Origin of the sequence: Massilia sp. UYP11 (genome assembly GCF_050434805.1) — a bacterium.
Taxonomy (GTDB): domain Bacteria; phylum Pseudomonadota; class Gammaproteobacteria; order Burkholderiales; family Burkholderiaceae_D; genus Telluria.
Genome location: NZ_JBNDJE010000001.1, coordinates 73377 through 88880 on the forward strand (window position 1 = coordinate 73377; position 15504 = coordinate 88880).

Below are 15504 nucleotides of genomic sequence, written 5' to 3' on the forward strand. Positions count from 1 at the left end.
TCGAAATAACTGAAGAAACGCGTTGTAGTCAGGTCGGCAACTACGGTAGAGTGTCGCCTTCCGACAAGACTTTCCATGAGGCGGCGCATGCCAGATCCCAGCCCGACTACGCCCCCCGGATTGTTGCTTGCGACGGACCTGAGCGCCCGCTGCGATCGGCCGCTGGAACGCGCCAAGCAGCTGGCCGACGAATTTTCCATACCGCTGGTGGTCCTGACGGTGCACGACGCACCCCAGGCGCCCGGCGACGTGCTCCAATGGCTCGACGCCGACGCCGGGCGCGAACACCAGGAACGCGCAGCGCGCGAGGAGTTTGCGCGTGAATTCGCCGGCTCGCCCCTGCAGGTCACCCAGCGCTTCGCCGCCGGTCCGGCGGCCGCCGCCATCCTCGACGGCGCGGCCACCCTGCCCGGCGCCATCGTGGTCGCCGGCGCCTCGCAGCACGACAGCCTGGGTGACCTGCTGCTCGGGTCGACCGTCGAGAAACTGGCGCGCGGCCTGGCGCAACCGCTGCTGGCGGTGCGCCAGCGCGTGCGCGGCCCCTACCGCCGCATCATGGTCGCAACCGACTTCACGCCGGCCTCGAAGCTGGCGCTGGAAACCGCGGCCGGGCTGTTCCCGCGGCGCCGGATCACCGTGTTCCATGCGCACGATTCCGACGCCCTGGCGCCGGACGACGCGCCGCATGCGGCGCTGATGCGCTTCCTGGAAGGCTGCGCGCTGCCGCCCGGAGCGCGCGAACTGGTCGACCCGGCGATCGGCGAAGGCGAACCCGCTTCGCAGCTGGCGCGCCATGTAGTGGATAATGACATCGATCTGGTCGTGCTCGGCCTGCACGAAGAATCGGCGCTGATGCGCCTCCTGACCGGTAGCCGCAGTGAATACCTGCTGCAGGCAGTCGTGTGCGACACGCTGCTTGTGCGTCCCCCTGTGCGCCCTGGAGAATATGATGAGAATGAAAAAAACTGAAATCGCCCCGCGCCTCTGCGCGCGCCGCTATATGTCGCACTGCCCCGAAGGATGATGTCGATGACCTCACTGCCACTGATCCTGCTCGTCCTTCTTCCCTTCGCCGGCGCCTTCGTCGCCGCTTGCCTGCCCAATGGGTCGCGCAACCGTCCCGCCATCGCGGCCGGCGCGTTCACCCTGATGGCCCTTATCTTCGCCATTTCCCAGTTCGGCCGGTTGGAAGCCGGCGAAGTCCTGCAGTCGCGCCACAGCTGGCTGCCGATGTTCGGCCTCGACCTCGTCATCCGCCTGGATGGCCTGGCCTGGCTGTTTTCGATCATGGTGCTCGGCATCGGCCTGCTGGTGATCGTGTACGCGCGCTACTACATGTCCAAGCGCGACCCCGTCGCGCGCTTCTTCGCCTACATGCTGGCCTTCATGGGCTCGATGATGGGCGTGGTCCTGTCCGGCAACCTGATCCAGCTGGTCGTGTTCTGGGAACTCACCAGCCTCACGTCCTTCCTCCTGATCGGCTACTGGCAGGAGAGTAACGACGCCCGCCGCGGCGCGCGCATGGCCTTCACCGTCACCACCGCCGGCGGCCTGTGCCTGCTGGCCGGCGTGCTCACGCTCGGCCACATCGTCGGCAGCTACGAGCTCGACGCCGTGCTGGCGGCCGGCGACCAGATCCGCGCGCACGCGCTCTACGTGCCGGCGCTGGTGCTGATCGCCCTCGGCGCGCTGACCAAGAGCGCGCAATTCCCGTTCCACTTCTGGCTGCCGCACGCAATGGCGGCGCCGACCCCGGTGTCCGCCTACCTGCACTCGGCCACCATGGTCAAGGCCGGGGTGTTCCTGCTCACGCGCCTGTACCCGGCCCTCGGCGGCACTCCGGAATGGACCTGGATCATCGTCGGCGCCGGCGCCATCACCCTGGTGCTGGCGTCGTTCTTCGCGATCTTCCAGAACGACATGAAAGGACTGCTGGCCTACTCGACCATCAGCCACCTCGGGCTGATCACCTGCCTGCTGGGCATCGGCACTCCGCTGTCGGTGGTGGCGGCGGTGTTCCACATCATGAACCACGCGATCTTCAAGGCGTCGCTGTTCATGGCGGTCGGCATCGTCGACCACGAGACCGGCACGCGCGACATGCGCGTGCTGCGCGGCTTGCGCCGTGCGATGCCGGTGACGGCCGCGCTGGCGATCGTGGCCTCGGCCTCGATGGCCGGGGTGCCGCTGCTGAACGGCTTCCTGTCGAAGGAGATGTTCTTCGCCGAGACCGCCCACGTGGGCGGCAGCGAAGACTGGACCATGTCGTACGTGGCGGTCGCCATGGGCATCTTCAGCGTTGCCTATTCGCTGCGCTTCATCAGCGTGTTCTTCGGCCGCCTGACGAAAGACCTGCCCCACGAGCCGCACGAGCCGGCGCGCTGGATGCGCTTCCCGGTCGAATGCCTGGTGGTGCTGTGCATCGCGGTCGGCGTCATGCCCGAGCGCGTGGTCGGCGACGTGCTGGCGGTCGCCTCGGGCTCGGTCCTGGGCAGCGCCATGCCGGAATACGACCTGGCGATCTGGCACGGTTTCAACCTGGCGCTCCTGATGAGCGGCGCCGCGCTGCTGCTGGGCGCCCTGCTGTACTGGTTCCTGTGGCGCCGCCACGACCTGCGCGAGCGCACCAGGGTGCCGGTGCTGCACCGCCTCAAGGGCGCGCAAGCCTATGAAAGCACGATGCTCGGGCTGTCGACCGGCGCCAATGCGCTGATCCGCTGGACCGGCACCCGCCGCCTGCAGCCGCAGCTCCTGGTGCTGATGGCCGTCATGATCGCCGCGCCGCTGCTGCTGGTCGATCCTCTGCCCGCGATTCCCGCGCTGAGCGTGCATTCGCTCGATCCGCTGTTCGCGGTGCTGTGGCTCATCGGCGCCGGCTGCGCCCTCGGCGCGGCCTACAAGGCCAAGTACCACCGCCTGGTCGCGCTGGCCCTGGTCGGCGGCACCGGCGTCGTCACGGCGATCACCTTCGTGTGGCTGTCGGCGCCCGACCTGGCTCTGACCCAGCTGATGGTGGAGACCGTGACCACGGTGCTGATCCTGCTCGGCCTGCGCTGGCTGCCGCCGCGCCTCGCCCCGGCCCGTCTCAACGACAGGGCGCCGGCCAGCACCTGGCTGCGGCGTGGGCGCGACGGCTTCATCGCCATCGCCGGCGGCCTGGGCATCGCGGCCGCCAGCTATGCGGTCCTGCGGATCTCGCCGCCGCCCTCGATCGGCGAGTTCTTCGTGCTGCGCGCGCTGACCGAAGGCGGCGGCTCGAACGTGGTCAACGTGCTGCTGGTCGACTTCCGCGGCTTCGACACCCTGGGTGAAATTACCGTGCTGTCGGCCGTCGCCTTGACCGTCTATGCCCTGCTGCGCCGCTTCCGCCCCGCCACCGAAAGCATCGCGATCCCGGTGCAGCAGGCCAGCGACGTCGACCCGGCCGTCAAGCAAACCCCGGGCGAGCAGGCCTCCAGCGGCTACCTCATGATTCCGGCCATCTACCTGCGCATGCTGCTGCCGGTGATGGGCGTGATGGCCGCCTACTTCTTCATGCGCGGCCATAACCTGCCGGGCGGCGGCTTCGTCGCCGGCCTGATCTTCGCCACCGCGCTGATCGTGCAATACATGGTGGCCGGCACCGACTGGGTCGAGTCGCACCTGCGCCTGCGGCCGCACCGCTGGATCGCCTGGGGCCTGGCGTGCGCCGCCTTCACCGGCATCGGCGCCTGGTTCCTCGGCTACCCGTTCCTGACCAGCCATACCGCCCACCTGACGCTACCGATCCTGGACGAGATCCACGTCCCGAGCGCGTTCATGTTCGACCTGGGCGTGTTCCTGGTGGTGGTCGGTTCCACCATGCTGACCCTCGTCGCGCTGGCCCACCAGTCGCTGCGCAGCCACCGCGCGGCGGCCGACGCCACGCGCGCCACCATCCCGCCCGCCAAGGAGATCTTCTGATGGAGCTCGTCATTTCGCTCGCCATCGGCATCGTGTTCGGCTCCGGCATCTGGCTGATCCTGCGTCCGCGCAGCTTCCAGGTGCTCGCGGGCCTGATGCTGATGTCGTATGCCGTCAACCTGTTCATTTTCATCATGGGCCGCCTGTGGGTCGACGCCCCGCCGCTCACCCTCGCCGGCACGACGCCCAACCCGGCCGTCCTGGCCGACCCGCTGCCGCAAGCCCTGGTGCTCACGGCGATCGTCATCGGCTTCGCCACCACCGCCCTGTACCTGGTGGTGATGATCGGTTCGCGCGGCCTGACCGGCACCGACCACGTGGATGGCAAGGAGCCTGAATTATGAGTTTGCACTGGACCCAGCACCTGATCCTGGTGCCGGTATTGCTGCCGCTGCTGGTGGGCGCCGTCCTGGCCCCGCTGACGCAGGGCTGGCATCGCCTGAAGTTCTGGCTCAGCTACGCGTCGCTGATCGGCCTCCTGGTCACGGCCGTGGCCCTGATCCAGATGACCGACGGCGGCCACTGGCCGGGCGGCATGGGCGTCTACCTGGCCGCCAACTGGAGCGCGCCGTTCGGCATCGCCCTGCTGGCCGATCGCCTGAGCGCCATCATGCTGCTCCTGACCGCCGTGCTCGGACTGGCCGCGCTGCACTTCACCAAGACCCGCTGGGGACGGATCGGCGTGCACTTCCACACGATGTTCCAGTTCCTGCTGATGGGCATCAATGGCGCCTTCCTGACCCACGACATCTTCAATCTGTTCGTGTTCTTCGAGGTGATGCTGGCCGCGTCCTACGGCCTGGTGCTGCACGGGTATAACGCCGAGCGCATCCGCGCCAGCATGCAGTACATCGCGATCAACCTGGCCGCCGCCCTGCTGTTCCTGATCGGGATTGCGCTGACCTACGCCACCACCGGCACCCTGAACATGTCCGACCTGGCCGCGCGCGTGCCGCTGCTGGTCGGCGATGAGCTGGCGCTGTTCAAGGTCGGCGCCACCGTGATGGCACTGACCTTCCTGACCAAGGGCGCGATGTGGCCGCTGGGCTTCTGGCTGCCCACCACCTATGCCGCGGCATCGCCTCCGGTGGCGGCGATGCTGGTGCTGATGACCAAGGTCGGCGCCTATGTCGTGCTGCGCATGTGGCTGCTGATCTTCTCGGATAACGCGGGCGGCGCGGCCGGCTTCGGCGGCGACGCGCTGATGTATGGCGGCATGGCGACCATCGTGTTCGGCGCCGCCGGGATGCTCTCGACCGACACCGCCGGCCGCATGGCCGGCTATGCCGCGATCGTCTCGTCCGGCACCCTGCTGGCGGTGATCGGCTATGGCCAGCCGACCCTGGTCACGGCCGGCATCTACTACCTGATCGGCTCCACCATCGCGGTGGCCGCCTTCCTGCTGCTGATCGAACTGATCGACCGCATCCGCACCCCGCGCTCGGCCATGCTGGCGCTGACAATGGAAGCCTATGCGGTCGAGGATGCGCCGGACGAACCGGTCGGGCGCGGCGTGCCTGCCGCGATGGCTTTCCTGTCGCTGGCCTTCGCCGCCTGCGCGCTGATGATCGCCGGCCTGCCGCCGCTGTCGGGCTTCGTCGCCAAGTTCGGCATGTTCCATGCGCTGCTCAATCCGCAGATCGACGGCGCCGGCACGATCGAAGGCAGCGCCGCGATCCCGGTCGCCGGCTGGATCCTGATGGTCCTGATCATCCTCTCGGGCCTGATCACCGTGATCTCGATGATGCGCTTCGGCGTGCGCACCTTCTGGGCCAGTGGCGCTACCGAACCGCCCAAGGTGCACCGCTCCGAGGTGGCGCCCATTCTGCTGCTGCTGGGCCTGTCGGTGCTGATGACGGTGCAGGCCGAGCCGCTGTTCGGCTACCTGAGCCGCGCCAGCGACGACATCCATCGCCCCGGTTCCTACATCGACCGGGTGCTGTCCGAACCGTCCGTGCCGGGCCCGACGTCCGCGGCCCCTTCCACCCTCTCGATCCCGGAGGCGCCATGAGCCGCTGGCTCCCTTACCCCTTCGTGTCGCTGGCGCTGTGCGTCCTGTGGCTGCTGCTGAACCAGACCCTGTATCCGGGCCACGTCCTGCTCGGCGCGGCGCTCGGCATCGCCGCGCCGGTCCTGACGCGCCACCTCAATCCGCTGGGCTATCCGCGCCTGCACAAGCCCATGATCGCCGTGCGGCTGCTGGGCTCCGCGGCGGTCGAGGTGGTGCGCTCGTGCTTCAACGTCAGCCGCATCATCGTGCTCGCCGACTACGCCAAGCTGAACTCGCAGTTCATCCGCGTTCCCCTGGACATGCGCGACCCCTACGGCCTGGCGGCGCTGTCCTGCCTGATCAACATCACGCCGGGCACGGTGTGGACCGAACTGCAGCCCGGGAAGATCCCCGGCCGGCACGAGCTGGTGCTGCACGTGTTCGACCTGCACGACGCAAAGTGGTGGGTCGACACCATCAAGACCCGCTACGAACAGCCCCTCATTCACATCTTCGACACGGAGGCCCGCCATGGCGACCCTGCTTGAAATCTCGATCGGCTACGCCCTCGTGTGCGTGCTGGCGGCGATGGCGCTGTGCGCCGCCCGCCTGCTGATCGGCCCCTCGGCCCACGACCGCGTGCTGGCCCTCGACACCCTCTGGATGTGCGGCATGCTGCTGGCCCTGGTGCTGGGCATCCGCTTCGGCACCCAGGTCTATTTTGAAATGGCGATGCTGATCGCGCTGGTCGGCTTCGTCTCGACCATCGCGATGGCGAAGTTCCTGATGCGCGGGGAGATCATCGAATGACCGGCATCGAACAACTGCCCGACTGGGCCGCCCTGCTGGTCTCGCTGCTGCTGATCCTGGGCGCCAGCATCATCCTGATCGGCGCGCTCGGCCTGCTGCGCCTGCGCACCTTCTACCAGCGCATCCACGGCCCGGCGATCACGATCACCCTGGGCGCCGGCAGCCTGCTGATCGCCTCGATGCTGTACTTCACGGTGGCGCAGTCGCGGCCGGTGGTCCACGAGATCATCATCACCGTGTTCGTGCTGCTGACCGCGCCCGTGGTGTCGATGATGATCATGCGCGCCGCCGTCTACCGCGACCTGCGCGCGAAGAAGGGCGATGCCGGCGCGACCGCGGGCGAGGTGTACACCATCACACGCGAATAAGGGCATCGGTCTCGATCCCGACCTCGGCCTGGAAATATTCCAGGCCGTTTCTTTTTGTGCGCCCCAACGTCGAGTAAATACAACATCATGTAAAAATAGATTGCGCGCCGCAACAATGTTAGCGCTATCAGATTTTCATGGCACTTTCTGAGTGAAAAGCCCTCGACCTTCGATGACGCCACATGCAAAGCGGCAAATTCGAATCCAGATCGTATTGCATTGCAACATCGATAACGTGTTTACAAAAGCATTTAGCTGAACAACACTCCAAAAAACGCGATGTTAGCGCTAACGGTCTTGTAAGGAGAAACGATGTCAGCATCAAGCGTCAACACCCCGTCGCAGCTCGCCGGCGCCCTGCGCTGGGTCGTCATGGGCGTCAGCGGATCGGGCAAGAGCACAGTCGGCGCCGCGCTGGCCAGCCACTACGCCGTCCCTTTTCTCGAGGGCGATGCCTACCATCCGGCCAGCAACGTCAACAAAATGTCGGCCGGCATCCCGCTCGACGACGACGACCGCGCCGGCTGGCTGGACGCGCTGGCGGACGAGATCCGCCAGGCCCGCGGCCAGGGCCTGGGCCTGGTGCTGTCCTGCTCGGCGCTCAAGCGGCGCTACCGCGACCTGCTGCGCGCGGCCGACCCGGCGCTGCGCTTCGTGCACCTGGCCGGACCGCGCGAGTTGATCGCCATGCGCATGCATGGCCGCCCCGGCCATTACATGCCGCCCTCGCTGCTCGATTCGCAGCTGAGCATCCTGGAACCGCTCCAGGCCGACGAAGCCGGACTCACCCTGGACATCACCCTGGCGCCGGCCGCGCTGGTGGAACGCATCACCAGACACGACTGAACAAGGACGACTGAACGACGGCGCCTGGACCCACGGGCCTGGCGCCGGGGTTCGGCGAGATTCACCACAAGCAACCAGTTGCACGCTGTCGCGCAGCCGACCACAGAGAAGGCGCGCTCCCAACCAACAAGCATCGAGGAGACATCATGCGTACACCAGTTCAACGGACTCTCATCAGCCTGGCCGTGGCCAGCGCCTGCTGGAACGTGGGCATCGCTCACGCCCAGGCGCAGCCCGAGCCGGCGCCCGCCGCCGACAGCGCGCAGCAGGCCGCGCCGCCCGACGCCGCGCCGACGGCCGACGCCCCTGCTGCGGCCCCTGCTGCGGCCGACGGCAGCGCCAGCAACGTCGTGCGCATCTCCGGCTCGCGCATCGCCGCGCGCGGCTTCACCATGCCGACGCCGACCACCAGCCTCACCAGCGCCGACCTCGAGAAATCGGCCAAGCCGAACCTGTTCAACACCCTGGCCGAACTGCCGGCCCTGCAGGGCAGCACCGGTCGCACCACCAGCACCAACAGCACCAGCAGCGGCATCCAGGGCCTGTCTTCGCTGAGCCTGCGCGGCCTGGGCACGATCCGGACCCTGACCCTGCTCGACGGCCAGCGCGTGGTCGGCGCCAACGTCACCGGCGTGACCGACGTCAGCCAGTTCCCGCAGTTGCTGGTCAAGCGCGTCGACGTGGTGACCGGCGGCGCCTCGGCATCCTATGGTTCGGACGCGGTGGGCGGCGTGGTCAACTTTGTCACCGACAAAAAATTCACCGGCTTCAAGGCCCACGTCCAGGGCGGCCAGACGAAGTACGACGACGACCGCGGCGGCAGCGTGCAGGCGGCCTGGGGCCGCGCTTTCCTGGACGACCGCTTCCACGTGACGGCCAGCGCCGAGTTCACGAAGGAAAACGGCATCGAGTCGCCCGGCTTCGGCGGCAAGGGGCCGAACGGCCGCACCTGGTACCAGAACCCGGCCTACTCGGTGCGCCCCTTGAGCCAGACCGGCGACGGGTTGCCCCAATACCGCGTGATCGAACAGGCGCAGCAATACCAGTACGCCAAGTACGGCCTGATCACCAGCGGCCCGCTGCAGGGCACGGCCTTCGGCGCGGGCGGCGTGCCTTACCAGTTCCAGTACGGCTCGAACGGCCGCCCGACCGGCACCGGCGCCGTCACCAACTGCATCAACCCGTTCTGCATCGGCGGCGACTTGAGCGGCAGCGTGGGCTCGGGCACCAACCTGGCGATGAACTTCAAGCGCCAGGTGGCCTATACCCGCATGTCGTTCGACCTCAATCCCGACCACCAGCTCTACTTCACCGCCAACTACGGCCAGGTGGCGTCGCGCTTCTCGCCCAACCCGGGCGCGGCCAAGAACGCCAACCTGAACATCCAGTGCTCGAACCCCTTCCTGCCGGCGTCGATCGTCGATGCCTGCGCCCGCAACAACATCACCAGCTTCCAGTACGGCACCGCGAACGCGGTCTTCCCCGAGAATATCGACGTCCAGCCGACCCGCACCCAGCGCCGCTTCGTGCTCGGCGCCGAAGGCAAGTTCGCCCTGTTCGGCAAGGACTGGTCGTACGACGCCTACGTGACCCACGGCGAGAACAAGACCAATCTCGACGCCTTCAACATGACGCTCAACGCGCGCTACAACAATGCGATCGACGCGGTGCGCGCGCCGGACGGCCGCATCGTCTGCCGCAATCCGGTGGCCGCGGCGTCGGGCTGCGTGCCGCTCAACATCATCGGCGACAACCCGATCGATCCTGCCGCCTGGGCCTATATCGCGCCGGCCAACGGCCCGCGCCAGCGCACCACGCAAAGCCAGGACGTCGGCAGCTTCAACATCAACGGCGAGCTGTTCGAAGGCTGGGCCGGGCCGATCTCGCTGGCGACGGGCGCCGAATACCGGCGCGAGAAATACCGTGTGCGCGGCGACGCCTACGGCAACGGCGTGACCCCGGATTCGCCGAACAACGCCATGTATCCAGCCGACCCGCTGCTCAATACCACGGTCGGCAACAACTGGTACGCCGGTAACTTCCACAACGGCGAAGGCAGCTACAACGTGCGCGAAGCCTACGTGGAACTGAACATCCCGGTGTTCAAGTCCGAGACCTGGGGCGAGGCCAACCTCAACCTGGCCGACCGCGAGACCAAGTACAGCACCGCCGGCAGCGTCGGCAGCTGGAAGCTCGGCGCCACCTGGCAGACGCCGATCGACGGCCTGCGCCTGCGCGGCGTGACCTCGAAGGACGTGCGCGCGCCGAACCTCTCCGAACTGTTCGCGGCGCCGGTGGTGGTCAACAACGTGGTCCAGTACCAGGGCAATACCATCAGCGTCCAGGAGCGCACGGTGGGCAACACCAACCTGCGGCCCGAGATCGCCCGCAACAACACCTTCGGCATCGTCCTGAGCCAGCCGAAATGGGCGCCGGGCTTTTCGATCTCGGCCGACTACTTCGACATCGAAGTGAAAAACGTGATCTCGGCGCTGACGATCCAGCAGGAAGTCGACCTGTGCGTGGCCGGCAATCAGGAAATCTGCAACGCCATGGTCTTGAACAGCCCAGGCAACAACTACGTCACGGTGCAAAACTTCAACCTGGCCTCGCTCAAGGTCAAGGGCTTCGACATCGAGACCGCCTACAGGACGGGTCTCGAGCGCCTGAACCTGCCGGGGCGCTTTACCTTCCGCGCGCTGGCCACGCGCAATCTGCACTACATCACCGAGTCGGGCGTGGTCGGCACCATCGCGGTGGATTCGGCCGGCTCGAACATGGGCAACACGCCGAAGTGGAAGGTGCTGGCGCAGCAGACCTGGGAAAACGACAAACTGAGCGTCACGCTGACCGAGCGCTGGATCAGCGACGGCACCTACCGCAACGACTTCATCGAGTGCCAGACCGGTTGCCCGATGTCGACTCTGATCCACCCGACCATCTACGACAACAAGATGAAGGGCGCGGCCTATCTCGACATCGGCGCCAGCTACAACCTGTCGAAGCAGCTGCAGGCCTACTTCAAGATCGACAACGTGACCGACCGGGCGCCGGAAGCGGCGCCGCAGACCAACGCCAGCTACGGCATCAATCCGGCGCTGTACGACGTGGTCGGGCGCACCTACCGGGTCGGCCTGCGTTACGGCTTCTGACGCGAGCCTGCCGTGTGGAACATCGTTTCCGTGCTGCTGGCGGTCGGCCTGCTGACGCTGCTCATCGCCTGGGGCAAGGTGCAGCCCCTGCTGGCCTTCGTGGCGGCATCGATCGCGGCGGCGTTGCTGCTCGGGGTGCCGCCGTCAAAGATCCCGGGCGCGATCGAGAAGGGCATCGGCGACCTGCTCGGCTCCCTGGTGGTGATCATCTGCCTGGGCGCCGTGTTCGGCAAGCTGATCGCCGACAGCGGGGCCGCGCGCCGCATCGCCACCTGCCTGGTCGACGCGCTGGGGCCGTCGCGCATCCCGGTGGCGCTCACCGTCACCGGCTTCGTGGTCGGCATCCCGCTGTACTACAACGTCGGCTTCGTGCTGCTGGTGCCGCTCATCTTCACGCTGGTATACAGCTCGGGGCGGCCGGCGGTGGCGCTGGCGATCCCGCTGCTGGCCGGGCTGTCGATCGCCCACGGCTTCCTGCCGCCGCATCCGTCGCCGGTGGCGCTCGTTTCGGCGGTCCACGCCGACATGGGCACCACCCTGCTGTACGGGATCGTGGTGGCGATACCGACGCTGATCATCGCCGGTCCGGTGTTCGCGATGTCGCTGCGCCGCATCCAGGCGCAACCGGCGGCCATGTTCCAGGATGGCCGCGCGCTGCAGGAAGGAGAACTGCCGGGCGTCTTCAACAGCTTCGCCACCGCTCTGCTGCCGGTGCTGCTGCTGGGGGCGACCACAGCGCTCATGATGGCGCGGCCCGACCTGAACGGCAGCCTGTCGTTCCTGGCCAATCCGCTGGTGGTGATGCTGGTGTCCTACGTGATCGCGATCTGGACCCTGGGCCTGGCCCAGGGCCGGCGTTTTTCCACCGTGATGCAGGGCCCGGCCGAGGCGATGCGCGAGATCGCGCCGATCCTGTTGATCATCGCCGGCGCCGGCGCGCTCAAGCAGGTGCTGGTGGAATCGGGCGTCAGCGCCGATCTCGGCGCGCAGCTGGCGGACATGCCGGTGCCGCCGCTGGTGCTGGGCTGGCTCGTCGCGACGGTGATCCGCATCTGCCTGGGATCGGCCACGGTCGCGGGCGTGACGGCCGGCGGGATCGTGGCGCCGCTGGTGCACGGCTCGGGCGTCGACCCGAACCTGATGGTGCTGGCCATCGGCGCGGGAAGCCTGATGTGCAGCCACGTCAACGATTCCGGCTTCTGGATGTTCAAGGAATATTTTGGTTTGTCCCTGAAGGATACCTTCCGCTCCTGGACCCTGATGGAGACCCTGGTGGGCGTGTTCGGCCTGCTGTTCGTGATGCTTCTGTCGCTGTTTCTACAATAGCCGAGGAAAAGATCAATGATGACAACACATACCAATCTTCCGCGCGCCCTGGCGCTGTCGCTGCTGGTGGCCGCCAGCGCACTGGCCCCTGCGCTGGCGGCGCCATCGCCTTCGGTGTCCGCCTACCAGTTGATGCCCGAGGATCCACGCGCGGTCGTGGTGAGCGCCAGGGGCGACGGCCAGGCCGACGACACTGCCGCGATCCAGAAGGCGCTGGATGCCGCCGCCAACAAGGGCCAGGGCGGCATCGTGTTCCTGCCGTCGGGGCGCTACCGCATCACCCGCTCGCTCCTGATCCCGCTGGCCGTGCGCCTGTATGGCGTCGGGCCGACCCGTCCCGTGTTCGTGCTGGCCGAGAACACGCCCGGTTTCCAGAAGGGCGTGGCGAATATGGTCATCTTCACCGGCGGCGACCAGTACAGCGTCGGCAAGGTGCCGATGCCGGTGCCGAGCGCGGTGCCGTTCAGCGCGGAGGAAGGCAAGGCGGTGCGTAACGCCAATTCCTCGACCTTCTATTCGGCGCTGTCGAACGTGGACTTCGAGATCAAGGACGGCAACCCGGCCGCAGCCGCGGTGCGCATGCACACGGCCCAGCACTCCAACCTGAGCCACATCGACTTTCATCTGGGCTCAGGCCTGGCCGGCGTCTACCAGGTCGGCAACGTGGCCTACAACCTGCGCTTCTACGGCGGCCGCTACGGCATCCTGAGCGAGAAGACCTCGCCCGCCTGGCAGTTCACGCTGATGGATTCGACGTTCGAGGGCCAGCGCGACGCCGCGATCCGCGAGCATGAAGCCAGCCTCACGATGATCAACACGGAAATCAAGGACACGCCGGTCGGCATCGAGATCAACCGCGGCTATGGCGACTGGTTGTGGGGCAAGGACGTGCGCTTCGAGAACGTCAGCAAGGCCGCGCTCGTCGTCAGCAACGAAGACAATGTGTATACCCAGGTTGGCATGGAAAATGCCATCGCGCGCAACGTGCCGACGTTCGTGCGCTTCCGCGACAGCGGCAAGACGCTGGCCGGCAAGGGCCGCGACTATACCGTCAGCGAATTCAACTACGGGTTGTTCATCAAGCAGATGGGCGAGCCGGGCACGTTCTCGACCAACTACAAGACGGCGGCCCTGTCGTCGCCCTTGAAGGCTCCGGTCCGCGCCCTGCGAGCGCTGCCGGCCTCGAAAGAATGGGCCAACGTGCACACCTACGGCGCGAAAGGCGACGGCAGGACCGACGACACGGCGGCGATCCAGAAAGCGATCGACGCCAACCGCGTGGTCTACCTGCCGCTGGGCTTCTACCTCGTCAACGACACCATCCGCATGCGGCCGGACAGCGTGATCATCGCCCTGCACCCGGGGCTGACCCAGCTGCTGCTGCCGAACGGATCGCCCAGGTTCCAGGGCGTCGACAGCCCGAAGGCGCTGCTGGAAAGCGCGCGCGGCGGCGACGGCATCGTGTCCGGCATTGGCCTGGCGACCGGCGAGATCAACAACCGCGCGGTGGCGCTGCTGTGGCGCGCCGGCGAACACTCGCTGGTGGACGACGTGCGCATCCAGGGCGGCCACGGCACCCGCCTGTATGACGGCCGGCGCGCCGACCCGTACCAGAAGGATGCGAAATTCGACACCACCGCGCACTGGGACCGCCAGTATCCGAGCGTGTGGGTAACGGACGGTGGCGGCGGCACCTTCTCCGGCATCTGGTCGCCCAGCGGCTATGCGCAGGCCGGCTTCTACGTGACCAATACCAAGACCCCGGGCAAGGTCTACGAGCTGTCGGCCGAGCACCATATCCGCGCCGAGATCGTGCTGGACAATGTGGAGAACTGGGAATTCCTGGCGCCGCAGACCGAGGAAGAAATCCGCGACGGCGCCGATGCGGTGTCGCTGGAGATCCGCAATTCGAAGAATCTCCTGTTCGCGAACTACCACGGCTACCGCGTGACGCGCTCCTATAAACCGATGCCGGCGGCGATCCTGATCACCAATTCCAGCGACATCCGCTTTCGCAATGTCCACGTGAACGGCGAGAGCGGCTTTGCCACCTGCGACGACAATGGCTGCACCACCTACCTGCGCGCCAGCAAGTTCGCCTACGAGAACGCGATCCGCGACGTCACCAACAAGTTGGAGGTGCGCGAGCGCGAGTTCGCCGTGTTCGACTACACCGGCAAGCAGCGCAAGGCGCCGGCCGCGCTGGGCAAGGTCGACAAGCTGGAAGGCGGCTTCTATTCGATCGCCGGCGCTACCGTCGACCCCAAGGGCAAGCTGTACTTCGTCGACCGCCACTGGAAGCGCATCTACAGCTACACGAAGGACGAGGGCCTGGTCGTGGTGCGCGACGCCCCGCTCGATCCGGTGAACCTGGCCATGGACGACAGCGGCAACCTGATGGTGATCTCGAACTACGGCCCGCAGGCCAGCGTGTATGCCTTCAAGCCGGGCACGCCGGGAACGGAGATCACGATGATCAAGCCGACCCCGGTCGCATCTCGCCAGGGCGCGCGGGTCGCGGTGCCGGTCAACTTCTGGCAGAACGGCGAATTCAAGGACCAGCTCAACTACGACACCTTCGAATTCACGACCCTGGCCGAGATGTTCGCGCGCGACGTCGCCCTGCCGAAGAAGGAAGAATACGTGTCGCCCGACGGCAGCCTGGTGCTGCCCGCCTACCGCGTGCTGCGCCAGGGCGCGCCGGATCACCTGGGCTGGCGCTGGGCCGACTCGCTGCAGGCGTTCGGTTTCGTGACCGCGCCAGTGGGCCAGCGCGTGGTGTTCACCAACGGTTCCGAGAACCGCACCTTCAGCGGCACCGTGAACCAGGGCGGCGGCATCACCGACCTCAGGCTGCTGGCCAACCGCGGCGGCGAAAGCGCGGCGGTCGGCCCGAACGGCGACGTCTATGTGGCCAATGGCCAGGTCTTCATCTACGGCAAGGATGGCAAGCAAAAGGGCCGCATCGACGTGCCGGAGCGTCCGCTGCAGCTGATCTTCGGCGGTTCTGACAAGCGCACGCTGTTCATCCTGAGCCATCACTCGCTGTACTCGACCCGGATCGACTGAG

The 15504-nt window shown here is 67.0% G+C and carries 11 protein-coding genes; all 11 read left to right on the forward strand.

The window, feature by feature from the left end; genetic code table 11:
- Positions 1–87: 87 nt before the first annotated feature.
- Entirely contained in the window at positions 88–969 is an 882-nt protein-coding gene (locus tag ABIB38_RS00360) for a universal stress protein (protein WP_429200768.1), read from the forward strand.
- A 60-nt stretch (positions 970–1029) separates the two neighbouring features.
- Positions 1030–3942 (forward strand): monovalent cation/H+ antiporter subunit A, encoded by a 2913-nt coding sequence (locus ABIB38_RS00365; protein WP_429200770.1) that lies wholly within the window; start codon positions 1030–1032, stop codon positions 3940–3942.
- Complete coding sequence (locus ABIB38_RS00370; protein WP_429200772.1) at positions 3942–4286, forward strand: Na+/H+ antiporter subunit C; 345 nt, start codon at positions 3942–3944, stop codon at positions 4284–4286. The genes ABIB38_RS00365 and ABIB38_RS00370 overlap by 1 nt, the downstream gene beginning before the upstream one ends.
- A complete protein-coding gene (locus ABIB38_RS00375; protein ID WP_429200774.1) occupies positions 4283–5953 on the forward strand; it encodes a monovalent cation/H+ antiporter subunit D in 1671 nt (556 codons plus the stop codon). Before ABIB38_RS00370 ends, ABIB38_RS00375 begins: the two co-directional genes overlap by 4 nt.
- Positions 5950–6480 (forward strand): Na+/H+ antiporter subunit E, encoded by a 531-nt coding sequence (locus ABIB38_RS00380; protein ID WP_429200775.1) that lies wholly within the window; start codon positions 5950–5952, stop codon positions 6478–6480. Before ABIB38_RS00375 ends, ABIB38_RS00380 begins: the two co-directional genes overlap by 4 nt.
- Positions 6464–6742 carry a K+/H+ antiporter subunit F gene (locus tag ABIB38_RS00385; protein WP_071361077.1) on the forward strand — a complete coding sequence of 93 codons (279 nt, stop codon included), beginning with the start codon at positions 6464–6466 and terminating at the stop codon, positions 6740–6742. The genes ABIB38_RS00380 and ABIB38_RS00385 overlap by 17 nt, the downstream gene beginning before the upstream one ends.
- Positions 6739–7110, forward strand: coding sequence for a monovalent cation/H(+) antiporter subunit G (gene mnhG / locus ABIB38_RS00390; RefSeq protein ID WP_429200777.1), 372 nt, complete (start codon positions 6739–6741; stop codon positions 7108–7110). The genes ABIB38_RS00385 and mnhG overlap by 4 nt, the downstream gene beginning before the upstream one ends.
- Positions 7111–7422: 312 nt before the next feature.
- Positions 7423–7956: a gluconokinase gene (locus ABIB38_RS00395; RefSeq protein ID WP_429200778.1), complete on the forward strand. Its 534-nt coding sequence runs from the start codon at positions 7423–7425 to the stop codon at positions 7954–7956.
- A 146-nt stretch (positions 7957–8102) separates the two neighbouring features.
- The gene (locus tag ABIB38_RS00400; RefSeq protein ID WP_429200780.1) at positions 8103–11108 is read left to right on the forward strand and encodes a TonB-dependent receptor domain-containing protein; all 3006 of its coding nucleotides are present in this window, start codon (positions 8103–8105) and stop codon (positions 11106–11108) included.
- Positions 11109–11120: 12 nt separating this feature from the next.
- The gene (locus ABIB38_RS00405; protein WP_429200782.1) at positions 11121–12434 is read left to right on the forward strand and encodes a gluconate:H+ symporter; all 1314 of its coding nucleotides are present in this window, start codon (positions 11121–11123) and stop codon (positions 12432–12434) included.
- Positions 12435–12449: 15 nt separating this feature from the next.
- The gene (locus ABIB38_RS00410) at positions 12450–15503 is read left to right on the forward strand and encodes a glycosyl hydrolase family 28-related protein (protein ID WP_429200783.1); all 3054 of its coding nucleotides are present in this window, start codon (positions 12450–12452) and stop codon (positions 15501–15503) included.
- Position 15504 lies beyond the last annotated feature (1 nt).